This is a genomic window from Pseudoxanthomonas beigongshangi, from assembly GCF_016820515.1.
Classification (GTDB): Bacteria; Pseudomonadota; Gammaproteobacteria; order Xanthomonadales; family Xanthomonadaceae; genus Pseudoxanthomonas_A; species Pseudoxanthomonas_A beigongshangi.
In genome coordinates this window covers 98,957-123,171 of sequence record NZ_JADHDV010000007.1, presented here as the reverse complement: position 1 = coordinate 123,171, position 24,215 = coordinate 98,957, and the positions used below count along the sequence as shown (strand labels likewise).

Sequence of the window (24,215 nt, the reverse complement as noted above, 5' to 3'; positions counted from 1 at the left end):
ACGCCTGGTAACTCGAGAATAACGTAACTTTCACGCTTGGGAGCAGAACAGAAATTACACTTTTACGACAACAAACCAATATTTTTCAAATAGTTAGCAACAAAGCCGTAATGACTACGCGGCGAAAGACCGCGGCCGCCTAGTCCACCGGACACCCTACGATCAGCGCGGTCCATCACGAGACGGCGTCCATCAACTCGCCCAAGTGCTCCTGATAACGCAACCAGCTGCCGATGTTGCGGGTATGCACCTGGTCGCGAACCTGGGAAGTGCTCGCAGTCGCCGAAGGCGAGGTATTCCTTTCCACTGCGGCGAGGCCTGCATGGTCTTGAAGGCCGCAGAAATCAGACACTTGGCGAAGAGCGTCATCCGTGTCGTTGACCAAGCGCTCGTAGTCCACGCAGAGAAACGCACTCGGCATGACTTCCTGCCAATGATTCGCCAGCTGATCGAAACGCCGATAATGCGCGATCATCTCTGCAATGTCGTAACTGAAGGGATATGCGGTTCCCGAAAAGAGGTGCTTGAATGTCGAGAAACAGCTGTCCGCCACACCGCGCCGGAGACAGATGATCTTGGCATTGGGCAGCGCCTTGTGGATGAAGCCTGCATTGATGAAGTTGTTAGGCAGCTTGTCAACCAGAAAATCCGCGTCCCGCACGCGCCAACCCGTTCGTCGCAGATAGCCGCTCCCCAGCGACGCATAGTTCAAATCGCGGTAGGCGTTCAGCGCTTCCGGTCCAGGCAGTTCGCCGATGAAGGCATTGATTTCCCACGCCAACTGCGATGGGAAATCATTCAGCTCACCGGCGGACACGACACCGGGATGATTGCCAAGCATCCGCTCGAGCAAAGTAGTTCCGCTGCGCGGCAAGCCTACGATGAAGATAGGCGTGTGTTGGAAATGCCCATTTTCCTGCGGCGCTTGTGTCCCATGAAGGAATCCCTTGTCGCAGACCTGCCGGAGCTTTTCGAAGCTGGTTGCCCAGGCTGCGTCCTCATACCGTAGCCTTGCCCGCTTCATGGTGGATCCCGTTCGCAATGCCCGCCAGGCGTCCTCGACATTACCCGCATCATCCAATTCCTTGAACAACGCGTAGTGAAGATAGATGGCATCTTCGGATGATGGCTGAGTATGCGATATCGCCTTCCTTATCCGGGGTAGCCGTCCTCCCGGCGTGTTGTCGACGGCATGGTGCGCGAGCGTCCAGTGCGCTTCCGCATTCAAGGGATCCAGCGCGATGCAGCGCTCATAGGCTTCCGTTGCCTCTTGCATACGTCCCAGATACCTCAGTGCGTTTGCGCGAGCCAGCAGGAGCGCCGCCGGCGGGTTCCCCGCCTTGGAAATTGCGTAGTCCGCCAGATCCAACGCTTCCTGGTGTGCCTCGGCCAGACCAAGATACTGCACGAGGCCCATGCTGTAGCGCAGGACAATCGGATCGGACCAGTCGGCCGATGAAATGAGATCCCTCGCTTCCTTGTACTCTCCCAGCACGAGCAACCGCATGCTCAGTTCGGTGATGAACTGCTGGCTTCCGCTTCGCTTCCAGGCAGGTACGGCAGAACGGACCGCGCGCACCGATTCACGGAAATCGCCTTGGCTCTGGGCCAACGCGGACAACGCCAGCCAAGCACGCGGTTGCGCGGGATCCAGCGCGAGAATCTGCTGGTAGATCTCGCGTGCATCGTCGAAACGACGTTCCATCATTGCCTGGCGGCCACGCTGGACGTAGGCACCGATGTCGGGATTTTGCACACTGGGCTCCGAGGGGCAAAGCAAAAAGGATAGTGCAAAAACAAGACGGCCGCCCAAGGGCGGCCGTCTCTTTCACGCTGACTTCCCGATATTGCTTAGAAGTCGTACTGCACCATGAAGCGGACCGAGCGCGGGGTCTGCCAGGACAGCGGGGTCTTGTAGGTTTCGGTCTGCACGATCGGGTCACCCGCGTCGTTCTCGCCTTCCTCGTTGACCGCGATGGCCTTGTCCGCGTTGAACACGTTGAACACGTCGACCTTGAAGGCAAGCTTGCCGTCGGCGAATGCCGGACGATAGGCGACATTGAGGTCGAAGGTCGTCGTCCACGAGGTGCGTCCGGCGGTGCCGCGGTCCACGACGGTGGTACCGCCATGCTGGCCAATCGGATCGCAGGAGAAGTACGCCGCGCGGTAGCCGACCGGGTCGTCGCCGTAGACACCGAAACAGTTGATCGGACGTCCCGACTGGACCAGCAGGTTGCCACCCACGGACCACTCATCCGTGATGTCCCAGTTGCCGAACATCTTCAGGGTGTGGCGACGGTCGTTCGGCAGGTAACCGAAAGAACCCAGCATCAGCTCCGGATAGTCGAAGTCCTGCGTGGTGCCGGTATCACCCTGGCCGATGTCGGACTTCACGCCGCCTTCGGTGTTGCCCTTGCTCTTGCCGTAGGTGTAGGAACCCTGCAGGAAGAACTTGTCCCACGCGCCTTCCCAGAAGAACTCCAGTGCGGAGTAGGTACGCTTGGCTTCCGGGCCCAACGCGTTCGCGGCGATGGAGACGCGCTCGGTGGTGCCGTCGCCATCAACGTCGATGTTCCAGATGCCATCGCTGCCGGGGTTGTACAGGCGGCAGTACGGGAACGACGGATTGCCGACGGCCACGTCCGTATACCCGTTCGCTTCAGCCCAATCCTCGATCGGACGGATGTCGCAGGTATCGTCGATCGCACGCTTGAGCTCACGGTAGACACCGCGAACACCGGCGGACAGGTGCTCGGTGATCTGGGCCTGGAAGCCGAGGATGAATTCATCCTGATACATCGGCTTCAGGTTGGTCGACGCGATGGAGGCCGGGTTCTTGTTCTGACCGGTTTCGCCATTCGCATAATAGGGTTCCACCAACGGGCCGCCACCCGGCGTCATGTTGATGGGCACGCCCGTAACCGGATCGACACCCGTGTAGATGAAGTCCTGCATCTCGTAGATCGACGCGCTCGCCCCACGGACGGCAACGTTCGCGGTCAGTGGCAGAGCGAAACGACCGGCATTACCGAAGATCTTGAAGGACGAATCACCATTCACGTCCCACGAGAAGCCAAGGCGGGGAGCGAACTGATTGTCGATCTTGACGTAGCTCTGGCCCAGTCCGTTCTTGTTCTCGAAGCTGTCCCAGCGCAAGCCACCGTAGACCAGGAAATTGTCGGTGACGTTCCAGGTATCTTCCACATAGAACGCACGCTGCTCGACCTTCACCGTCGAACCTTGGCGGATGTTGATGCGGCGAACGAAATCGTTTCCGGTGTTCGGGTTGTTGTTGTACTGGTAGTAGTAGTTGCCCGAATACGCAGTGCCATCCACCGTCTCGAAGTCGTCCAGGTCGTAACCGAACTTGACCACGTGATCGCCCAGCAACCATTCGGCGTCGATGCGGAACTGGTCGCGAGTGTCCTTGGCATCGGAGCGGTTCAGGGAGGTCGCAAAGTCGCAACCGGAGTAGATGCCGGTGGCATCCTTGCGGGCGCTGGGACGGTTGTCACGCACGATCGGGCAACCGCCCACCACGCTGTTGAGATTGCCGTCATAGGAGATGCGGCTGCCGTCGGCCTGGATGGCGTGGTTCGAACGCGAGAATTCACCGTGGCCCGCGAGCGCCGTCAAGGTGAAATTTTCACTCAGGTAGCCGGTGTACTTCAGCGCATAGTTCTCGCCGCCATCTTCTTCATGCAGCGTGCCCAGATAGGTACCACGATTCGGCTTGACCGAATCACCTTCGAAGGTCGTGTAGTAATACGCGGTGTTGGTCTTGCGCTTGTCCGAGAACGCAGTCAGCGCCAGCAGGTGGTCATCGGTGATGTTCCAGTCCAGCTTGACCAGCCAGGACGGCGACTTCTGCTCTTCCTGGGTGTTCTTGCCGCCGCTCAGCACATTCGGATAGGCGGCTTCGTCGGTGCGGCCATACTGCAGCAGCGCATAGGCGAACAGCTTGTCCTTCACCAGCGCGCCGCTGGCCCAGACCGAAGCGGTCGCGGCCCAGCCCAGATCCTTGGAATTATCCGAAACCAGTCGACCATTGCGGTAGTACAGGTTCGGCGTGCTCTCGCGCAGCGATTCCGGTTCCCAGAAGATGTTGCCGCCGGCGTGGAACTCGTTCGAACCACGCTTGGTGATCAGGTTGATCACACCACCGGTGGAACGACCGAATTCGGCACCGTAGCCGCCGGTCTTGACCTGCTGCTCGGCGATCGCCTCAAAGGGGATCTGCGCGAAATTGAGGTTCTTGAAGGTATTGGTGATGTTGAAGCCGTTGACGTAATACTGGTTCTCCGACACCGAAGATCCGCCGAACGACGCCAGGTTTCCGAACGCGGCATCACCCTTGATGGTGCCGGGAGCCAGCAGCGCGACGCCAGTGATGTTGCGGGCAACCGGAATCTTGGCAATCTGTTCAGCGGTCAGCACCGTGGTGGATTCCACGGAGGACACGTCGATCGGGTTGATGGCATTGGTGCCGACGACCTGCACTGCATCCAACGTGGTGGCACCACCCGAAGCGGCGGCCGCACGGGCGAAATCCACATTCGCGGCCGTACCCACCGTCACGGTGATATCGCGGCTGGACGAAGCGCCGTCCGCAGCCTTGCGGGTGATCGTGTACTTACCGGTCGGCAGCGCGGAGAAACGATAGCTGCCGTCGCCGCTGACGTTGATGGTGCGGGTGAATCCGGTGTCCGGGCTGACGATGGTGATGGTGTCGCCGTCGACGGCGCGACCGGTGATGGCACCGGCCGAGTTCGACTGCGCCTGTACCCCACCCACGAAGCAGGCACCCAGGGCCAGGCTCAGGGCCGTGCGCTTGATGCCTTTCGACAAGTAACTGGAACCCATTTGTCTCTCTCTCTTGAGTTGTAAACGGCCGGTGCCAACGCGGCGCCGGAATCCGAAGTGACAGGCCTCACATAGCCTGTGAACCCAAGAGTAACGCAAATTTCTTTATTAAGAAAGAGTTATGCGCCCTTATAAATCAAACACTTGCCCTATTCATTTTGATGAACTGTAAGTAAAAATACGTTTGTGGCATCCCGCATTCAGCGCCACCAGAAACAGAAAACGGCTGCAGAAGCAGCCGTTTCCGTTGGACGAAGGTCAGATTTAACCCAACTGGCTGGCAATGCGCTCCTGCTCACCCTTCAACGCCCCCGGCATCCTCCCACCGAACTCCTCCAGATAGGCCCCGATACTTTCCACCTCGGACCGCCAGCCGTCCCGGTCGAAGCCGAACAGCTTGGCCTCGGCTTCCTGCGAAAGCGCCACGCCTTCGAGATTGAGGTCAGCGGGCCGCGGGAGATGGCCGATCGGCGTTTCCACAGCGTCCGCCTGCCCTTCCACCCGCTTGATCATCCACTCCAGCACGCGCAGGTTCTCGCCGAAACCCGGCCATAGGAATTTGCCGTCGTCGCCCTTGCGGAACCAGTTGACGTGGAAAATCTTGGGCAGCTTCGCGCCGGGCTGGTCGAACGACAGCCAATGGGCGAAGTAGTCGGCGAAGTTGTAGCCGCAGAACGGTTTCATCGCCATCGGGTCGCGACGCATCACGCCAACCGCGCCGGTGGCGGCGGCGGTGGTTTCCGACCCCATCGCGGCGCCGACCAGGACGCCATGGGGCCAGTCGCGGGCTTCGAACACCAGCGGAACCAGCGATGCCCGGCGGCCACCGAACACGATCGCCGAAATCGGGACGCCCTGCGGATCTTCGGCGCGCGGCGAGTAGCTGGGGCACTGGCGGGCGGACACGGTGAAGCGCGAGTTCGGATGCGCGGCCGGGCCGTTGGCGGGATCGTACGGGCGTCCCTGCCAGTCCAGCGCCGGCGTGCGTCCGTCCAGGCCTTCCCACCACGGTTCCTGCTCGTCGGTCACCGCGACGTTGGTGAAGATGGTGTGGTGACTGATGGTGGCCAGCGCGTTAGGGTTGGAACTGTCCGAGGTGCCCGGAGCGACGCCGAAGAAGCCGGCTTCCGGATTGATGGCGTACAGCCGGCCATCGGCGCCCGGACGCATCCAGCAGATGTCGTCGCCGACGGTCCACACCTTCCAGCCGGCCTGGCGGTAGCCCTCCGGCGGAATCAGCATGGCCAGGTTGGTCTTGCCGCAGGCGGAAGGGAACGCGGCGGCGACATAGTGGGTCTGGCCCTGCGGGTTCTCGATGCCGACGATCAGCATGTGCTCGGCCAGCCAGCCTTCCTGGCGTGCCTGGTGCGAGGCGATGCGCAGCGCGTGGCACTTCTTGCCGAGCAGCGCGTTGCCGCCGTAGCCGGAGCCGTAGCTCTTGATGGTCAACTCTTCCGGGAAATGCATGATGAAGCGGCGCTCCGGATCCAGTTCGCCGATCGAGTGCAGGCCCTTGACGAAGCTGCCCTCGCGTTCGATCCGCGCCAGTGCCGCCGCGCCCATGCGGGTCATGATGCGCATGTTGGCGACCACGTAGGGCGAGTCGGTGATTTCCACACCGCAACGCGCCAGCGGTGAATCGATCGGGCCCATGCAATACGGCACCACGTACAGGGTGCGACCGCGCATGCAGCCGGCGAACAGCGCGTCCATCTTGGCGTGTGCCTCGGCCGGCGCCATCCAGTGGTTGTTCGGGCCGGCGTCGTCGCGCTCCGGGGTGCAGACGAAAGTCAGATGCTCGACCCGCGCCACGTCGCTGGGGCTGGAACGGTGCAGCCAGCTGTGCGGATCGGTTTCGCGGTTGAGCGGCAGCAGGGTGCCGTCGGCCTGCATGCGGGCGATGAGCGCGGCGTTTTCGGCATCGCTGCCATCGCACCAATGGATGTGGTCGGGCTGGGTCAGCGCGGCGACTTCCGCGACCCAGGCGTTCAGCGCATCCAGCCTGCACCCCTGGGAGTCCTGCGATTTGAAAACGTCGACCGCTGCGTTCATGCCGTGCCCTCGAAAAATGAGACCAAAATGATACCAATGTCCGGTCCCGATGACGAGGAGAACGCCGAATCGGATTCAGGAAGGTCAGGACTTGTCCCGGAGGGCACGCCCGGGCCTCCCGGAATCGGCGTCAGAGGCAGCGGTCCACATACATATGTAGACGCGGCGCCGGCAGGCTCCCCCTCGCGGCAGGCCAGGAGTTCCGGGGGCGGGCTCAGCCGGTGCGCGATCGCCGGTAGGGGTTGAAGAGCTGGAGCAGCCAGGGCTTCTGCGCCAGCACCAGGCTCACCCCGATGCGCTCGGACGCCGGCAGGGTCGCATCCCGCGCCAACAGGGCATCGAACTCGCGCGCCACTTCCTCCAGCCTTTGCCGCAATTGCTTGATGCCTTCGATGCTGAGGCTGCCGCTGAGCAGCAGCAACGCATCCTGCTCGCCGTCGAAGGCATCGGCGAAGTAATCCGTCAGCAGGGTGTGGCGGAAATAGCGTTCCATCGGCCCATCGGCGCGCCACCGGAAGTTGCGCGCGGTCAGGGTGCGCGTGCGGTTGCCGGGCATCAGCTCGATGATGCCGAGGCGATCCAGTTTCACCAGCAGGCCGGTCCACTGGGCGGAGGTGAAGCCGAAGTGTTCCAGCACATCTTCCTGCCGCCATCGATTGAGGGTCAGGAACAGCGCCATCAGCAGCGCGGGCTCCTTCACCAGCGCCTGTTCCTGCGCCGCCTCCAACTGGACCATCGGCTTGCGCCCGCGCGACGCCTCGGCGCTGAGCTCGGCCAGGCCAACATCCAGGACCTCGCAGATCTGCTCCAGCCGCTGCAGGCTCATGGCGCGACGGGAGAACATGCGCTTGATCGCCGCCTCGCTCATCTTCATCTGCGCCGCCAGATCGCGGTAGGTCATGCCCTGCCCGCGCAGGCAGCGCTTGAGCGCGTCGACCAGTTCGAGGGATACGGCCATGGGTAGCGGATTCCTATACCTTTCGTCCTCCGGAAGCTTACCTCGTCAAAGTTAGTTGAATCCGGACGGCGTCTGCGCCCACCTTGCGCTGCGCAAGGAGACCTGCCGATGACCCTGTCCAAATCCCCCGTCCCGTACTTCCGTGCCCTGCTGCTGGCGACCGCACTGTTCGCCGATGCCGTTCCCGCCCTGGCCGCCGTCCAGTCCGATGGCGCCAGCCGGCACTCGCAGGCCAGCCTCGCCGCTTCCGTCGAAGTGCCCGTGGCCGTCGTGCACGCGTTGGCGCATGGCGCGTCGGCCGTGGTGTCGGGGGTCGCCGTCGTGGGCGGCAGTGTGGCGGTGACCGTGTCGGCCACCGCCGCCGGCGCCTCGTTCGTGGTCTACCTGTCGGTGGAAGCGGTTCGCCGGCTGGGCATCGCGGTGGGAACCGCGATCAGCGTGACCGCCATTGCCACCGGCTGGCTGCTGAGCGCTGCCGGCGAGACGCTGTGCTTCATCGCCAACGACAGCGTCCGTCCGCACATCCACAGCCATCGCTACGGGAGTTGAGCCGATGAACCGCCTGTTGATGCGCTGCGCGTGGCTGTTGTGCCTGCCGCTGGCGGCCCACGCCGGCAACGATTGCCGGGAGCAACAACTGTCGCCGGCCAAGGTCGCCTCGGCGGCGGAGACCGCGCTGCTGGCCGCCGCCGCGCTGGATCAGAGGGATGCGCCGGTGGCACTGATTGCGCGGGTGGGTACGGATCTGTCCAAGCAGGGTCTGGTCTACAGCCATGCCGGCTTTGTCGTCCGCGATCATCCCCGGGGACACTGGACGGTGGTGCACCTGCTCAACGACTGCGGCAGCGATCGTTCGGGACTGTACGCGCAGGGGCTGGTGAATTTCTTCTCCGACGATCTGGTCAACCAGGATCTGCGCATCGTCTGGTTCAAGCCGGATTTCGCGCAGCGGCTGGCCGGGCGACTGCAACAGTTGCCGCGCCACAGCCTGCACCATCCGCGTTACAACCTGATCGCGCGTCCCGGCGGCCGCAACTATCAGAACTCGACCGCCTGGCTGGTCGAAATGATGGCCAGCGCGATCGCCGACAAGCCGGCATACGACCGCGCCACGGCGTACGCCTTCGCGCGCGGCGATGGTTTCATCCCGGATACCATCCATGTTCCGTACACCAAGCGCGTGCTGGGCGGATTGTTCACCGCCAACGTCGACTTCACCGACCATCCGGTCGCCACCCGCCTGTCAGGCGACTATCCCGTGGTCACCGTACGCTCGATCTTCCGCTATCTGGACAGCGCGGGATACACCGAGCACGTGCGGGAATGGCGCAATGGCCGATTGATGAGCGCACCCGGTCCCGCATGATTCCCGCGAGGCGGCTTTGTGCCCGCTCATGCTCGCCGCCCTGCTTTCCGCGAGCGAGGTACGCCTGCGCTCAGGTGGGAATGAGGGTGGAGATGACGTGTTCCAGATAGGCTTCGAACTCGTCGTGGGTCATGCGTGGCTGCTGCAGTTGCAGTGACAGCTGCAGGAAGCCTACATACGCGGCATAGGTCAGGCGGGCACGATGGATCGCGTCCTGGCGCGCCAGCCCCGCCTGACGGAACGACGCCATCAGGTATTCGAGTCGACGCTGCGACACACGATCGATCACCGGCTGGACCGCCGGATGATCCAGCGCCTTCAGCAACTCGCTGTAGATGATGTGCGGTTTGACCTCGTGTCCGACCAGTTGGAACAGCGCGCGCAGGCGCTCGCGCGGATCCGGCACTTTCTCCAGGTTGCCGAACACGCTTTCCTGCTCCACCGCTTCCCAGCGCTCCAGCGCCGCCTGCAACAAGGCGTCGCGGGAAGGAAAGTGCCAGTAAAAGCTGCCCTTGGTCACGCCGAGACGACGCGCCAGGGGTTCGACCGCCACCGCGGAGACACCCTGTTCGGCGATGAGATCGAGCGCGGCCTGCGCCCAGTCGTCGGCACTGAGACGGGCATTCCGCGGAGATGCGGCGGGAGCTGGGTCGGGGCTTGGAGTCGTCATGACCCCATTTAACCATACGGCGAAGTTTGTTGGAGTACGTTTGCTGCGATGCAACAAAACTTTCGCCAAATCAAACGCTTGCGATGGCGAAGAATCCCGCCGACCGATTGACTGCTCTAAACCGGCAAGCCCATACTAGCCCGTATGGTCAATGCCTCCTCTCCTGCCATGTCCCTCTCCGCAACCGGTGTCGGCGAAGCGCTGGGGCTGACCGGAGCCGGCGATCTGCGGCTCGCTGCCAGCCGGTTCGCTTCACCCGCCCCGCTGCAGGCGGAACCCGCATTGATCTATTCGCATGGCTTTGGCCAGACCCGCCATGCCTGGGCGCGGACCGCGCAGGTCCTCGCCGCGAAGGGCTATGCCGGCCTTGCCTATGACGCCCGCGGGCACGGTGACTCGCAACGGAATCCGGCCGAATTGCCTTACGCCGGCGAGCAGTTCGCCGATGATCTGATCATCGTCGCCGGCGAACAGGCCCAGGCGCCCATCCTCGTCGGTGCATCGATGGGCGGGCTGTTCGGCCTGATCGCCGAATCGCGCTGGCCTGGCCTGCTGCGGGCAATGGTGCTGGTCGACATCACCCCGCGCTGGGAATCGGCGGGCCTGGAGCGCATCCTCGGTTTCATGACCGCGTTTCCCGACGGTTTCGAGTCCCCGGAACAGGCCAGCGACATCATCGCCGCCTACCTGCCGCACCGCCGCAACCGCAAATCGCCGGATGAACTGCGCGCGTTGCTGCGTCCGGACGCAAACGGCCGCTGGCATTGGCATTGGGACCCGCGCCTGATCGACGAACTGGCCCGCGACAGCGAGCAGCACCAGGATGCCCTTGCCGAGGCCGCCAGCCGCATCCGCTGTCCGATCCTTCTGATCAGCGGCGGACGCAGCGACCTGGTCTCCGCAAGGACCGTCGAGGAGTTCCGCGCGCTGGTTCCCCACGCGCGGCACGTCCATCTGCCGGACGCCACCCACATGGTGGCCGGCGACGACAACGACACCTTCACCGCCGCCGTACTCGAGTACCTGGCCGAACTGCGGTCGCCGCAGGCGTCCTTCGCGCCAGCCCCCACCGAATCGTCCGCCGAAAGCGGATCCGCAACCGGAGCAAGTCCATGAGCATCCTAGCCCCCTTCCTCGCCTTCCTGTTGGCGGGCGCGTTCGCGGCCTATCACCGCCTGCGGCTGGCCTATTGGGCGGCGATCACCGCGACCCTGCTGGTAGCCTGCTGGCTGCTCGGCGCTAATCCGACCGCCACGATCATCGCCGCCGTCATCGTGGCCCTCATCGCCGTCCCGCTGCTGATTCCGGCCATCCGCAAGCCGTTGATCACCGCACCGCTGCTGACCTTCTACCGCAAGATCCTGCCGCCGCTGTCGCAGACCGAGCGCATCGCGCTGGAATCCGGCTCGGTCGGCTTCGAGGGTGAACTGTTCTCCGGCGATCCGGACTGGAACCAGCTCCTGTCCCAGCCGAAGCCCGAACTGACGGCCGAGGAGCAGGCCTTCCTGGACGGTCCGGTGGAAGATCTTTGCCGGATGACCAACGACTGGGAAATCACCCACGTCCACGCCGATTTGCCGCCGGAAATGTGGGAGTTCATCAAGAAGAACAAGTTCTTCGGCATGATCATTCCCAAGTCCTACGGTGGCTTGGGCTTCTCGGCGCTGGCCCACCACAAGGTGATCCAGAAGCTGGCTTCGGTCTCCAGCGTGGTCAGCTCCACCGTCGGCGTGCCCAACTCGCTGGGCCCGGGCGAACTGCTGATGCATTACGGCACCGAGCAGCAGAAGGACTACTACCTGCCGCGCCTGGCCGACGGCCGCGAGGTGCCGTGCTTTGGCTTGACCGGTCCGTTCGCCGGTTCCGACGCGACCTCCATTCCGGACTACGGCATCGTCTGCGAGGGCGACTGGGACGGCGCCAAGGTGGTCGGCATCAAGCTGACTTTCGACAAGCGCTACATCACCCTGGCGCCGATCGCCAGCATCATCGGCCTGGCCTTCCGCATGTACGACCCGGACGGCCTGCTGGGCGACAAGCGCGATCTGGGCATCACCCTGGCGCTGATGCCGCGCGAAACCCCGGGCGTGGAAGTCGGCCGCCGCCACTTCCCGCTGAACTCGCCGTTCCAGAACGGCCCGGTGCGCGGGCATGAAGTGTTCCTGCCGCTGTCGCAGATCATCGGCGAGGAGAAGGGCATCGGCGAAGGCTGGCGCATGCTCAGCGAGTGCCTGTCGATCGGCCGCTCGATCACCCTGCCCTCCACCGCCAGCGGCGGTGCCAAGATGGGCGCGGTCGTCACCGGCGCCTATGCGCGCATCCGCAAGCAGTTCGGCCTGTCGGTCGGTCGTTTCGAAGGCGTCGAGGAAGCGCTCGCCCGCATCGCCGGCAAGGCCTACGCGATCAGCGCGTTGTCGCAGGCGACCGCGGCGGCCGTGGACCGTGGCGAGAAGCCGGCGGTGCCGTCGGCGATCGCCAAGTACCACTGCACCAACATGAGCCGCGACGTGGTCAAGGACGTGATGGACGTGGTCGGCGGCAAGGGCATCATCCTGGGGCCGCGCAACTTCGTCGGCCGCGCCTGGCAGGCCTCGCCGATCGCGATCACGGTGGAAGGCGCCAACATCATGACCCGCAGCCTGCTGATCTTCGGCCAGGGCGCGATCCTGTGCCATCCGTGGGTGCTGAAGGAAATGAAGGCGGCGCAGAATCCGGATACCGTCGCCGGCACCAACGAGTTCGATCGCAACCTATTCGGCCATATCGGCTATGCGATTTCCAACGCGGTGCGTTCGTTCTGGTTCGGCCTGACCGCTTCGCGCATCGGCGCGGCTCCGGGCGACGAGTACACCCGCCGCTTCTTCCGCAAGATGGATCGCTACTCCGCCAACCTCGCGCTGATGGCCGACATCTCGATGCTGACGCTGGGCGGCAAGCTGAAGTTCAAGGAATCGCTGTCCGGCCGCCTGGGCGACGTGCTGAGCCACCTGTACATGACCAGCGCGATGCTCAAGCGCTACCACGACGAAGGCGCGCCGGCGGCGGATCGGACCCTGCTGGCCTGGGCCTTCCACGACAGCGTGCACCAGATCGAACTGTCGCTGTCGGCGGCGCTGCGCAACTTCCCGATCCGTCCGGTCGGCTGGCTGATGTGGGCGCTGATCTTCCCGTGGGGCCGCCGCGCGCACGCACCGGGCGATCGCCTGGGCCACCGTGCCGCCGCCCTGCTGATGACGCCCAACGAAGCACGCGATCGCCTGGCCAAGGGCGTTTTCACCACCCCGTGCGAGAACAATCCGGCCGGCCGCATCAACAGCTATCTGGCCAAGGCCGTGCTGGCCGAGCCGGTGGAGCGCAAGTTCCTGAAGGCGCTGAAGACCAAGGGCATCGAGGCGCTGGACTTCGCCAGCCAGCTGGACGAGGGCGTGCGCGAAGGCTGGATCACCGCGGAAGAGCGCAAGCAGTTGGAAGAACTGCGCACGATGACGCTGGATACCATCACCGTCGACGATTTCGATGCGCACGAGCTGCGCGCGGCCAGCTACTACGATCGACACCAGCCCGGCGACAAGTCACGCGCCGCGGCCTGACCCGCAACACCCGCGACGGCGAGCTTCGGCTCGCCGTCCTTGCATGGAGACCCCATGAGCGCATCCGTCCTGTCGATGTACCGCAGACTCTCGGCGCGGCCATTCGGCCATTGGCTGTTCTCGCGCCTGGTCTGTTTCAAGGCGCCCTACTTCGCCAGCATCCGCCCGCGCATCACCCGGCTCGAACCGAACCGCGGCGAGGCGACCATTTCCCACCGGCGCGGCGTCACCAACCATCTGGGCACCGTGCACGCCATCGCCCTGTGCAACCTGGCCGAATTCGTCGGCGGCCTGACCACCGATGTGAGCATCCCGGCCTCGATGCGCTGGATTCCGCGCGGCATGACCGTGGAATACCTGAAGAAGGCGGTCGGCACGATGCGCGCGGTCGCCACTCCCGCCTTCCCGCCGCACGCCGCGGAAGAGGGCTACGAGTTGCCGATGGATGTCGTGGTGAGCAATCCGCAGGGCGAGGCGGTATTCCGCGCACGCATCGCGATGTGGGTGTCGCCGCGGCCGGCAAGCCCCGGCGTCTGACCTGATGGAAGCCGCGGGCGACTGGCTGGTCCGGCTGGCAGGCGTCCACAGCCTGGGCTTCGCCCTGTTCCACTTGGGTTTCTGGAAGCTGTTCCGCTGGAAGGACGAACTGGCCCGGGTCGGATTCGCCACCCGCGCGATCACCCAGATCCTCAACCTCCGCCTGATCTACCTGTTCCTCGGCATCGGCGCGGCCTGTTTCGCCTTCACCGGCGAACTGCAGGACAGCGGACTGGGACGCGCGGTACTGGCCTTCATGGCGTTGTTCTGGATCGGGCGGACGATCGAACAGTTCGTGTTCCTGCGGCGCCATCATTGGCTGCTGCATCTGCTGACCGCACTGTTCGTGCTGGGAGCGCTGTTGTTCGCGCTGCCGCTGGGCCTGTCTTTTCTGTAGGAGCGACGTCAGTCGCGACCGGAAATCGTCATCCCGGACGGCACTCGGTCGCGACTGACGTCGCTCCTGCAAGGAAAAGCCGGTTCAGCCGAAGAAGATGGCGGCAAGCGCGGCGACGGCGGGGATGCCCTGCACGAAGAATATCCGCCGGCTCACGCTGTAGGCGCCGTACAGCGCGGCCACGACCACGCAGACGAGGAAGAACACCACCACGTTCCATTGCTGGCTGAGCAGTCCCCACAGCAGGCCGGCGGCGAGGAAGCCGTTGTAGAGACCCTGGTTGGCCGCCAGCACCCGCGTGATCGCCGCTTTCTCCGGTGTATTGCGGAAAGTCTTCAGGCCTATCGGGCGCGTCCACAGGAACATCTCCAGCACCATGAAGTACAGGTGCAGCAGGGCGACCAGGAAGCTCAGCGATACGGCAATCAGCATGTCTCTCGTCCAGCGCGGCGGCCTCGACAGGATAGCCAAATGAGCCCGCGCGCGTCGCGCGCATGTTCAGGCGGTTCCTGTTGAAGCCGGGACATCGGCGCGAACGCGAGGGCGGCGTCGTGCCCGGTCTCCAGGCGTTGGCTGGACGGTCTTGCCGGTCCGTCCACCGTTGTCCCCACCTCAGGCCGCCTTGCCCTCGGCGGCGACCGGCGCCGGTTCCGGCAACCGGCGCTGCGCCTGGATCACGCGCCATGCGCCCAGGGTCATGCCGGCGGCCACGCCGATACCGACCAGGAACACCACGCTGGACCCCAGCGCGGACAGCGCCTTGTGCAACCAGACGAAGCTGAGATCGCCGCCGCGGTAGACCACGGTATCGATGACCGCCTTGGCCTTGTAGCGCGATTCGCGATCGACCCGGGTGTAGAGGGTTTCGCGGGCTGGCTTGGCCAGCGAGAACTCACCCGCGCGGGTCGCCACCTGGACCACCCAGATCAGCGCCGGCAGCGGCGCGGCCGCCAGCAGCGCGTAGCCCAGCAGGATGGCGGTGGCCGGTATCAGCAGCAGCGGCGCGATGCCGAACCGGCGCAGCAGCCAACGGGTCAGGAATACCTGCACGAGGATGGTCAGCAGGTTCACGCCCAGATCCAGGTTGGCGTAATACGCGGTCCGCGAAGCGTCCTGCGCCAGTTGCCGCGCGATCGCCGCCTGCTCGTTGTACAGCAGGGTGCCGACGCCGACCCCGAAGAACATCAGCATCGCCAGCGAACGCAGCAGCGGATCCCGCCAGACCAGCCGCAGGCCGGCCAGCACCGAACCGCCCATCGCATCCTCGCCGCTGGCCTCGCGGTTGCGCTGCTCGCGGCGCACCGCCCACGGCCGCAGGCGCAGGATGCACAGCAGGCATACCGCCAGGAACAGCGCCGAGACCAGCAGCAGGTTGCCCACGCCGATGCGTTCGACCAGCAGGCTGGTGATCGTCGGGCCCACCAGCGCGCCGGTGGTGCCGCCGGCGCCGATATAGCCGTAGACCTTCTTGGCGTCCTCGTTGTCGAACACGTCGGCCATGTAGCTCCAGAACACCGAGACCGCGAACAGGTTGAACACGGCCACCCAGATGAAGAACGCCGCGCCGCGTCCCGGCAGTTCCCGGTTGAAGGCCCAGTAGAAGAACCCCAGGCAGGCGATGAAAGCCAGGTACACCACCGGCAGGAACACCCGCCGCGGGTATCGCGACACCAGCGCGCCATAGATGGGCTGCAGCAGCACCATGCAGACGAAGGTGCCGGTGAACAGCACCTGCAGGGTGAAGTCCTTGAGGTCGATGCCGTGCTGCCCCGCCCAGCCGATCAACCGGGCGGGAAACACCGCCGCGACATCGCCCGAGGCGCCCATCGCGTCGCGTACCGGGCGCAGGACGTAGTAGCCGCTGAGCAGGCAGAAGAAATAAAGCAGCGACCACCACAGGGCCGGGGAATCCACGCCCAACTGCGAAATCACCTGGCGAAAGCCGGTGGGACGGGAGGCTTCGTGAGCGGGAGAATTCATGCGGATTGCCGTCGCCTGGCCGCCGGGATGGGAAGGACGGGCACTGCGGCCGGCGTCACGCGCGCAAGGTATCCGATGCACTGCAACATCGCCAGCGTTTTCAGGCGCCGCTGTGTTCCGTCGCTGCGGAAGGCGCGCATCTGGTCGAGGCCCGCCGAGCATTTGCTCTATCCCCGCCCGATAGCTTCGATCCATCCCGGTTGCAGGCTTCCACGTGTACGACTACATCATCATCGGTGCCGGTTCGGCCGGCTGCGTGCTTGCCAACCGCCTCTCCGAAGATCCCGCCTGCCGCGTGCTGCTGCTGGAAGCCGGCCCCCGCGACTGGCATCCCTTCATCCACATGCCGGCCGGACTGGCCAGGCTGGTCGGCCAGAAGGGCGTGAACTGGAACTACGACACCGTGCCGGAAGCGCAACTCGACGGCCGGCGCCTGTGGTGGCCGCGCGGCAAGGTACTGGGCGGCTCCAGTTCAATCAACGCCATGTGCTACGTCCGCGGCGTGCCGGAGGACTACGACCGCTGGGATGCGGCAGGCGCGGAGGGCTGGGACTGGCAGGGCGTGCTTCCCTACTTCAAGCGCTCCGAGCGCAACAGCCGCGGCGCCGACGCGCTGCATGGCGCAGACGGTCCGCTGCACGTGTCCGACCTGCGCTACACCAACCCACTGTCCTCCGCCTTCATCGAGGCCGGACAACAGGCCGGCTACTCCCGCAACGACGATTTCAACGGGCCGGCGCAATCGGGTTTCGGTTTCTACCAGGTCACCCAGAAGGATGGCGCGCGCTGCTCCTCGGCCGTGGCCTACCTGCATCCGGTGCGGCACCGCTCGAATCTGGAAGTCCGCACCGGCACCCTCGCCCGCCGCATCCTGATCGAGGACGGCCGCGCGGTCGGCGTGGCCTATGCCCACCGCGGCCGCGAGATCCGGGTGCGCGCCGAGCGGGAAGTGCTGCTGGCCGGAGGCGCGATCAATTCGCCGCAGTTGCTGATGCTGTCCGGGATCGGACCGGCCGATCATCTGCGCCAGCACGGCATCACGGTACGGATGGACGCGCCGCAGGTCGGCCTGAACCTGCAGGATCACCTGGATATCTGCACGCTGCGGCATTCGACCCGGCCGGTCACCTACGACCGTACCAGCGAGTTGAAGACGGCCTTCGACTATTTCCTGCGCGGGCATCGCGGCCCCGGCACCAGCAACATCGCCGAAGCCGGCGCATTCGTTCGCTCGTCGCTGGCCCCCGACCCGCATGCCGATATCCAGTTGCACTTCGTGCCGGCCATGCTCGACGACCACGGGCGGCATCGCCTGGCCGGTGACGGCTATACGCTGCATGCCTGCTTCCTCCGTCCACGCAGTCGCGGCCGCATCCGCCTGGAGGACGCGGACGCGCGCACCCCGGCCCGCATCGAAGCCAACTACCTGAGCGATCCCGAGGGCTTCGATCTGAAGATGATGATCGAATGCGCGCGGCTGTCGCGCGAGCTGTTCGCCCAGCGTGCGTTCGACGACTATCGCGGCACGCCGATCTTCCCGGTCCGGGACGATCTGGACGACGCCGGGCTGGCGGCATTCGTGCGCGCCAAGGCCGAGACGGTCTATCACCCGATCGGCACCTGCCGGATGGGCAACGACGGCAACGCGGTGGTGGATCCGCAGCTTCGCGTGAACGGCATCGACGGACTGCGGGTAATCGATGCCTCGGTGATGCCCACCCTCATCGGCGGCAATACCAACGCGCCGACGATGATGATTGCCGAACGTGCTGCCGACCTCATCCGTGGCCATGATCCCCTTCGCGTTGCGCACTGAATTACCTGCTGAAAATGCCTGCTCAGGGAGCTGAACAGGGCGCGCCGAAAATGCGACGGACGACACCCGGATCTTCAACTAGATGAACGACATGCGTGCGGAAGTTGCCGCCATTTGTGCAATCTGAAACAGCAACGTTATTATCGCGTCCAGCAACCGTTGCGCAGGCGATCAGTACATGAAGAAGAAGGTAACTCGGCGGCCGTTGCGCCCGTTCCGTATTGGGCTGCTCGGACTGCTGATACCTCTGACGCTGGCTTCCACGGCCCAGACGCCGCCCGTCGGCGCCGCCCGCACCGTCTCGCCGGCCCCGACCGCCACGACTTCCGTTCCCGCCGCTCAAGCCGCCACGGTTGCCGCCGCGACCGCACCCGCGCTCGCGCCTGGCTTCGACGTCGCCCGTTTCGAAGCCATGGCGCAACAGCTGACCCTGGGCGAACGCGTTCCCGGCCTGGCGCTGGCGATCGTCCACAACGGCCGCGTGTTGACGGCGAAGGGCTATGGCGTCACCGACGTCAGCGCGCCGCAGACGATCGACGGACACACCGTGTTCCGGCTGGCGTCACTCTCCAAGGCGTTCGCCGGCACCCTCGCCGGTTTGCTGGTCAACGACGGCTCGCTGCGCTGGGACAGCCGGGTGGCCGATTACGTGCCCAACTTCCGCCTCAGTGATCCGATGGCGACCCGCCAGGTGACCGTGGCGGATCTGCTGAGCCACCGGGTCGGCCTGCAGGCCCACAACGCCTTCGATCGCGACATCGAGGGCAATGCCGACTATTACGCGGTGACCCAGAAGTTGGCCTACGCGCCCATGAGCTGCGTGCCCGGCCAGTGCTACGCCTACCAGAACGTCGCCTTCAGCGTGTTCGGCGACGTGGTGTTCGCCGCCACCGGCGGTTTCTACGAACAGGCGGTCGACAAGCGCATCTTCAAGCCGCTGGGCATGAACGACGCCAGCCTGGGACTGGAGGGCATCGAGAACAGCGCGCGCTGGGCGCGTCCGCACGTGCGCAGCCGTAATGGCTGGGTCGCCCTGACGCCCAAGCCGACCTACTACCGCCTGGCCCCGGCCGCCGGCGTCAACGCCAGCATCAGCGACATGGCGCAGTGGCTGGTCGCGCAGACCGGGCATCGCCAGGACGTGCTGCCGGCGCCGCTGCTGGCCACGCTGCATGCCTCGCTGGTGTCCACGCCGGGCGAGATGCGGGCCGGCTGGCGCCGCGATCGCATCTATTCCGCCGGCTATGCACTGGGCTGGCGCGTGTTCGACTACGCCAGCCACCCGGTGGTCTTCCACGCCGGCGCCGTGCAGGGTTATCGCGGCATGGTCGCGCTGGTGCCCGAGCGCGACCTGGGCATCGCCATCCTCTGGAACAGCGACAGCTCGGTACCATCCGGCCTGCTGCCGACGATCCTGGACCGCGCGATGGGCCTGCCGCCGCAACAGTGGCTGGACACGCCGATGGATACCAGCGATCTGCTGATGGCCGATTCGCCGCAGCCGGACAACAAGAGCGGCGCCGCCGCCAGCCAGGCAACCGCCTCACCGCGTTGACGTCCACTACCCGCGATGTTCCGCACGCGCCCCGCTATCCGCGGGGCGCGCCGGTTTTGGACCGCGGATTCGATCAGCGCGCGGGCGCCTGCTCCAGCACGGTCTTGAGCTGGCCCAGGCCACGCTCGTAGTCGGCGCCGATCATGCGATCGAACAGCAGGCCGAACCAGCGCGATATCGGGTTGTAGCCGTGTTCGGTATCGAAGGCCCAGGTCAGCCGGGTCGCGTTGCCGCCCTCGGCCACCAGCGTGTAGGTGGCGACGGAGGGATGGCCGCCGAAATCCAGGGCGACGATCACCTGCTCCGGCGCGCGGCTGCCGGTGATCCGCTGGCTGCCGGTTCCGACCGCCTGGTTGCCGGACCAGCGCATGCTGGCGCCCACGCCTTCGGCGGGGCCTTCGTAGGTGTACTTGGCCTGCGGATCGGCGGCGAACCAGGGCGACCACTCGTTGAAGCGGCGGAACGAATTGAGGGTGGCGAACACTTCCGCCGGCGGCCGCTGGATGGTGATGGAACGTTCGACGTGGGTGCGCGCCGGCAGCAACAGGCTTCCGGCCACCAGCACCACGCCCAGCACGACCAGGATGCCCAGGGCCCATTTCAGCAACTTCATGTCATTCCTCCGCTTCGACGGCCGCCAGCTTAATCCCGCGCAAAAAAAAACTCTCCCCCTGCTGGGCACAGGGAGAGAGTCTGATGGATACGGCTAATCGGGGTTTGGCTTAGATCAGCGGAGCCGGGGTGGCCGGCAGCGCGACCGGAGCCGCTTTCTTCTTGGACTTGCGGGCAGGCTTCTTGGCGGCCTTCTTCGCAGCCTTCTTGGCCGGCTTCTTGGCAGCCTTCTTGGCGGCCTTCTTCACGGTCTTCTTGGCAGCCTTCTTGGTGGCCTTCTTCGCAGCCTTCTTCGCAGGCTTGCGGGCGACCTTCTTGGCAGCCTTCTTGGTGGCCTTCTTCGCAGTCTTCTTCGCTGCCTTCTTCGCAGCCTTCTTGGCCGGCTTCTTGGCAACCTTCTTGGCAGCCTTCTTCACGGTCTTCTTGGCGGCCTTCTTGGTGACCTTCTTGGCAGCCTTCTTGGCGGCCTTCTTCACGGTCTTCTTGGCGGCTGCCTTCTTGGTCGCCTTCTTGGCGGCCTTCTTGGCAGGTTTCTTCTTAGCAGCTTTCTTCATTGCCATGTGATGGCTCCTCGTCAGTGAACTTGGATTGGGTACATCGGGGTACGACACCTCTGCCCGAAGGCAGGCCCAGTTGCGGAATTGGCCGCGGGAGTCGGACCCGCAGGCAACCGTCGACGCGCCAGGCGCGTTGAACCGGATTCTTTTGTCGGGACCCTTCTGACGTGGTCCCCTACAAATACGAAAACACCCGGGTCGCCGGGCGACACGGGTGCGGAATGGATGGTGCTGGTCATTTTTTCGGGGGAAGCGAGCCCTGCGTCCGCCGCTGCCTGGGCTGGGACGATTGGCCTTGTTGTCACTCGCGCTGTCGTATTGATCCGACTCACTCGCTTCCGCAGCACTCTCTGCTGCGCGAAACCTAATCACGGTTTTTGGACGTGTCAACACCTCGGCGAAATTTTTTTGGGGCCGCCGCCGCCGCCTGCCCGCCGGGATGGCGGCGAACGAGGATGGGAAATCGCGGTAACGGATCCCGCCAGCAACGTCGGCGCTGAAGCGGCAAGAAAAAAAAAGCGCAAAAACGAGCGCTTTTTTGACATGCATTTGCCTGATGCGGAATCCGGATCGTGATTCGCGCTCCCCGCGACAGCATCGCGGAGCTGCCGTCGGAGGGCTAAACGGCACCTAAAAATTTTTCCGCTGGGCGGTCCGGTTTGGGGCGGCGCACAAGCCCGATTGCGCGGATCTGCGCAAAAAAAATCCGCTTTCGCGACCGTCTTCGCGGTCGTCCGACGACACTTCGACGACGTCGGATCGATGGCCGACGATGCATGCCGGCATCCGTCTGGCGGCATCGCCGGTCGTGTCCGGCACCGTCGTCGGCACCGTTCGCGTCGACGAGCGGATCGCCCGCGGCGAGGCATGGAAGAAAACCATCGACGGAATTCCGTCACCCGGCTCCGGACGCCGCGCTCCCGATTCACCTGCATCGCGCCTCCCGTCCGTCACGACGTTGCCGGACGGGGAGGCAAAAAAAAACCGGCCGCGCGAGGCGGCCGGTCCAGGCTGGGTGAAGATGCCGGACTCAGTGGTCCTCGTCTTCCAGCAGCTCGGCGTAGTCGTCGGGGGACAGCAGCTCGTTGAGCTGCTCCGGCTCCTCGGCTTCCACCACGAAGATCCAGCCTTCGCCATAGGCATCCTCGTTGATGGTTTCGGGCTTGTCGGCCAGCGCCGCGTTGACCTCGATCACCTTGCCGGTGACCGGGCTGTACACGTCGGACGCCGCCTTCACCGACTCGACCACGGCGCTGGCGTTGCCTGCCTCGACGCGGTCGCCGACGTTCGGCAGTTCGACATAGACGAGGTCGCCGAGCAGGCCCTGCGCGTGATCGGAAATGCCGACGGTGACGCGGCGATCGCCTTCAGCGCGGGCCCACTCGTGGGACTTCAGGAATTTGAGATCGCCGGGAATCTCGCTCATGTTGGCTACTCCGGATTTGTAACGGGTGGGCGGGAAAGAGGACGCTAGTTTAGCTGCTTATGCCGGGCATGAAAGTGGCCCGGCCGAAGCCGGGCCACCCTCGTGTCATTCGCCCAGCACGCCGGGCTGGGCCTGGCCGTCGCGGACGAACGGGAACTTCACCACCCGCACCGGCACTTCCTTGCCGCGGATGTCCACGCGGACCACACCGGGCTCGCCGGCCGGCACGCGCGCGAAGGCGATGGCCTTGCCCAGGGTGGGCGAGAACGTGCCCGACAGGATCTCGCCATCGCCGTTGGCGGTCAGGACCTTCTGGCCGTGCCGCAGCACGCCCTTCTCGTCCATCACCAGGCCGATCATCTGGCGCGGCGCGCCATCCGCCTTCTGCTGCTCCAGCACCGGGCGGCCGATGAAGTCGCGGCCCGCGTCCAGGGCGACGGTCCAGGCCAGCGCGGCCTCGTAGGGAGAGACCGATTCATCCATGTCCTGGCCATACAGGTTCATGCCCGCTTCCAGGCGCAGGGTGTCGCGGGCGCCGAGGCCGGCAGGCTTCACCCCCGCTTCCAGCAGCGCGTTCCAGAACCCGACCGCGTCCTGTTCCGGCAGGACGATCTCGTAACCGTCCTCACCGGTGTAGCCGGTGCGGGCGACGAACAGCGGCACGCCGGCCGTGCTCTGCGCCTGCACCGCGGCAAACCGCGACAGCTTGTCGGCGACGGCGCGATCGGATTCTCGCAGCAGGCCGATGACCTTCGCGCGGGCGGTCGGGCCCTGCACGGCGATCATCGCGAACTCGGGACGCTCCCTCACTTCGACGTCGAACGCGGCGGCCTGGGACTGGATCCACGCCAGGTCCTTGTCGCGGGTGGCGGCGTTGACGACCAGGCGAAAGAACGCGTCGTCCATGAAATAGATGATGAGATCATCGATCACCCCGCCGCTGGCATCCAGCATGCAGGTATAGAGCGCCTTGCCCGGCACCTTCAGCTTGTCGACCGAGTTGGCGACCAGATGGCGGAGGAATTCACGGGTGCGCTGACCATGCAGGTCCATCACGGTCATGTGGCTGACGTCGAACATGCCGGCGTCGCGACGCACCTGGTGGTGCTCCTCGATCTGGGAGCCGTAGTGGATCGGCATGTCCCAGCCGCCGAAATCGACCATCTTGGCGCCGAGCGCGCGATGGGTGTCGTTGAGGATGGTCTTCTTGGTCATGGCCGCTCCCGGGCAAAGAACGCCATTATCCCAGATGGGGAGCGCCCATGCCCCCGACGCCGCCGCATGGTGCGGCGAAGGCCTGAAACGGTGCGAGGGAAGACATCCGGGGAATGGGTTTCCGGACGGGGGGATAGCCGAGATTCGGCGCGCCGGCCGGGCACACGGCCCGGCCGGTGGCGCACGGGTCAGTGCGCCTGCACCTTCAGGACCATGCCGTCCACGGCGATCACGCGGACGCGCGCGCCGACCGGCAAGTCCGGACCGCTGACCGACCAGAAGGCATCGTCCACCTTGACCCGTCCCAGGCCGCCGGCGATGGCCTGCTCCAGTTCCAGCACGCGCCCGATCAGCTGTTCGGCACGCCGGTTCAGCAGCGGCTGATCGCTGCGGCGGCCACGCCCGCGGAACCATTTCAGGTAGATGCCGACCGAGATGACCGCGAACACCGAGAACAGGATCGCCTGCCACAGCCAGCCCAGTTCCGGCAGCAGCAGGACCACCACCGCCATCGCCGTGGCGGCGAAACCGAACCAGAGCATGAAAGCTCCCGGCGCCATCGTCTCGGCCGCGAACAGCAGCAGCGCGGCGCCGGCCCAGATCGCGAACTTGAGGCTCATC

The 24,215-nt window shown here is 65.0% G+C and carries 22 protein-coding genes; 9 read left to right on the top strand and 13 right to left on the bottom strand.

What is annotated here, in order from left to right; translation table 11 throughout:
- Positions 1-175 precede the first annotated feature (175 nt).
- The 4 genes from IQ458_RS07340 to IQ458_RS07325 form a co-directional block, all read right to left on the bottom strand.
- Positions 176-1,756, bottom strand: coding sequence for a tetratricopeptide repeat-containing sulfotransferase family protein (locus IQ458_RS07340; protein WP_203322375.1), 1,581 nt, complete (start codon positions 1,754-1,756; stop codon positions 176-178).
- Positions 1,757-1,851: 95 nt separating this feature from the next.
- The gene (locus tag IQ458_RS07335; protein ID WP_183643963.1) at positions 1,852-4,863 is read right to left on the bottom strand and encodes a TonB-dependent receptor; all 3,012 of its coding nucleotides are present in this window, start codon (positions 4,861-4,863) and stop codon (positions 1,852-1,854) included.
- A 264-nt stretch (positions 4,864-5,127) separates the two neighbouring features.
- Entirely contained in the window at positions 5,128-6,915 is a 1,788-nt protein-coding gene (locus IQ458_RS07330; RefSeq protein WP_203322374.1) for a phosphoenolpyruvate carboxykinase (GTP), read from the bottom strand.
- A gap of 214 nt (positions 6,916-7,129) precedes the next feature.
- Positions 7,130-7,873 (bottom strand): helix-turn-helix domain-containing protein, encoded by a 744-nt coding sequence (locus IQ458_RS07325; RefSeq protein WP_203322373.1) that lies wholly within the window; start codon positions 7,871-7,873, stop codon positions 7,130-7,132.
- Positions 7,874-7,981: 108 nt separating this feature from the next.
- On the opposite strand from IQ458_RS07325, the gene IQ458_RS07320 reads away from it, so the two are divergent.
- Positions 7,982-8,422 (top strand): hypothetical protein, encoded by a 441-nt coding sequence (locus tag IQ458_RS07320; protein WP_203322372.1) that lies wholly within the window; start codon positions 7,982-7,984, stop codon positions 8,420-8,422.
- A gap of 4 nt (positions 8,423-8,426) precedes the next feature.
- Positions 8,427-9,239: a DUF2145 domain-containing protein gene (locus IQ458_RS07315; RefSeq protein ID WP_203322371.1), complete on the top strand. Its 813-nt coding sequence runs from the start codon at positions 8,427-8,429 to the stop codon at positions 9,237-9,239.
- 70 nt (positions 9,240-9,309) lie between these two features.
- On the opposite strand, the gene IQ458_RS07310 is transcribed toward IQ458_RS07315, so the two are convergent.
- Positions 9,310-9,909, bottom strand: coding sequence for a TetR/AcrR family transcriptional regulator (locus IQ458_RS07310; RefSeq protein WP_183643979.1), 600 nt, complete (start codon positions 9,907-9,909; stop codon positions 9,310-9,312).
- 168 nt (positions 9,910-10,077) lie between these two features.
- Here IQ458_RS07310 and IQ458_RS07305 point away from each other — a divergent pair, with 168 nt between their 5' ends.
- Genes IQ458_RS07305 through IQ458_RS07290 form a run of 4 tightly spaced genes read left to right on the top strand, consistent with a single transcriptional unit; the run spans position 10,078 to position 14,433 of the window.
- Positions 10,078-11,025, top strand: a complete 948-nt coding sequence (locus tag IQ458_RS07305; RefSeq protein ID WP_235996653.1) for an alpha/beta fold hydrolase — start codon at positions 10,078-10,080, stop codon at positions 11,023-11,025.
- Complete coding sequence (locus tag IQ458_RS07300) at positions 11,022-13,499, top strand: acyl-CoA dehydrogenase (protein ID WP_203322369.1); 2,478 nt, start codon at positions 11,022-11,024, stop codon at positions 13,497-13,499. The genes IQ458_RS07305 and IQ458_RS07300 overlap by 4 nt, the downstream gene beginning before the upstream one ends.
- Before the next feature lie 54 nt (positions 13,500-13,553).
- Positions 13,554-14,036, top strand: coding sequence for a hotdog fold domain-containing protein (locus IQ458_RS07295; protein WP_203322368.1), 483 nt, complete (start codon positions 13,554-13,556; stop codon positions 14,034-14,036).
- Between the two features lie 4 nt (positions 14,037-14,040).
- Entirely contained in the window at positions 14,041-14,433 is a 393-nt protein-coding gene (locus tag IQ458_RS07290) for a hypothetical protein (RefSeq protein WP_183643987.1), read from the top strand.
- Between the two features lie 84 nt (positions 14,434-14,517).
- Here the strand turns inward: IQ458_RS07290 and IQ458_RS07285 are convergent, their stop codons facing one another.
- Positions 14,518-14,865 carry a DUF1304 domain-containing protein gene (locus IQ458_RS07285; protein WP_192197340.1) on the bottom strand — a complete coding sequence of 116 codons (348 nt, stop codon included), beginning with the start codon at positions 14,863-14,865 and terminating at the stop codon, positions 14,518-14,520.
- A gap of 180 nt (positions 14,866-15,045) precedes the next feature.
- The gene (locus tag IQ458_RS07280) at positions 15,046-16,413 is read right to left on the bottom strand and encodes an NTP/NDP exchange transporter (protein ID WP_203322367.1); all 1,368 of its coding nucleotides are present in this window, start codon (positions 16,411-16,413) and stop codon (positions 15,046-15,048) included.
- Between the two features lie 214 nt (positions 16,414-16,627).
- Here IQ458_RS07280 and IQ458_RS07275 point away from each other — a divergent pair, with 214 nt between their 5' ends.
- Both IQ458_RS07275 and IQ458_RS07270 read left to right on the top strand, forming a co-directional pair.
- Positions 16,628-18,229 (top strand): GMC family oxidoreductase, encoded by a 1,602-nt coding sequence (locus IQ458_RS07275; RefSeq protein WP_203322366.1) that lies wholly within the window; start codon positions 16,628-16,630, stop codon positions 18,227-18,229.
- 178 nt (positions 18,230-18,407) lie between these two features.
- Complete coding sequence (locus IQ458_RS07270) at positions 18,408-19,784, top strand: serine hydrolase domain-containing protein (protein WP_183644000.1); 1,377 nt, start codon at positions 18,408-18,410, stop codon at positions 19,782-19,784.
- A 73-nt stretch (positions 19,785-19,857) separates the two neighbouring features.
- Here IQ458_RS07270 and IQ458_RS07265 read toward each other — a convergent pair whose 3' ends face one another.
- Positions 19,858-20,397: an SRPBCC family protein gene (locus tag IQ458_RS07265; RefSeq protein ID WP_183644003.1), complete on the bottom strand. Its 540-nt coding sequence runs from the start codon at positions 20,395-20,397 to the stop codon at positions 19,858-19,860.
- 109 nt (positions 20,398-20,506) lie between these two features.
- Positions 20,507-20,956 (bottom strand): hypothetical protein, encoded by a 450-nt coding sequence (locus tag IQ458_RS19545; RefSeq protein ID WP_235996652.1) that lies wholly within the window; start codon positions 20,954-20,956, stop codon positions 20,507-20,509.
- Between the two features lie 222 nt (positions 20,957-21,178).
- Here IQ458_RS19545 and IQ458_RS07250 point away from each other — a divergent pair, with 222 nt between their 5' ends.
- The gene (locus tag IQ458_RS07250) at positions 21,179-21,529 is read left to right on the top strand and encodes a hypothetical protein (protein ID WP_203322365.1); all 351 of its coding nucleotides are present in this window, start codon (positions 21,179-21,181) and stop codon (positions 21,527-21,529) included.
- Positions 21,530-21,583: 54 nt separating this feature from the next.
- On the opposite strand, the gene IQ458_RS07245 is transcribed toward IQ458_RS07250, so the two are convergent.
- The 4 genes from IQ458_RS07245 to IQ458_RS07230 all read right to left on the bottom strand — a co-directional run bounded on the left by IQ458_RS07245 (position 21,584) and on the right by IQ458_RS07230 (position 24,214).
- Positions 21,584-21,835 carry a hypothetical protein gene (locus tag IQ458_RS07245; RefSeq protein ID WP_203322364.1) on the bottom strand — a complete coding sequence of 84 codons (252 nt, stop codon included), beginning with the start codon at positions 21,833-21,835 and terminating at the stop codon, positions 21,584-21,586.
- Between the two features lie 148 nt (positions 21,836-21,983).
- On the bottom strand, positions 21,984-22,379 hold the full coding sequence (gcvH, locus tag IQ458_RS07240) for a glycine cleavage system protein GcvH (RefSeq protein WP_141453884.1): 396 nt from the start codon (positions 22,377-22,379) through the stop codon (positions 21,984-21,986).
- Between the two features lie 105 nt (positions 22,380-22,484).
- Complete coding sequence (gcvT, locus tag IQ458_RS07235; protein WP_203322363.1) at positions 22,485-23,594, bottom strand: glycine cleavage system aminomethyltransferase GcvT; 1,110 nt, start codon at positions 23,592-23,594, stop codon at positions 22,485-22,487.
- Between the two features lie 188 nt (positions 23,595-23,782).
- A complete protein-coding gene (locus IQ458_RS07230; RefSeq protein ID WP_203322362.1) occupies positions 23,783-24,214 on the bottom strand; it encodes an NfeD family protein in 432 nt (143 codons plus the stop codon).
- Position 24,215 lies beyond the last annotated feature (1 nt).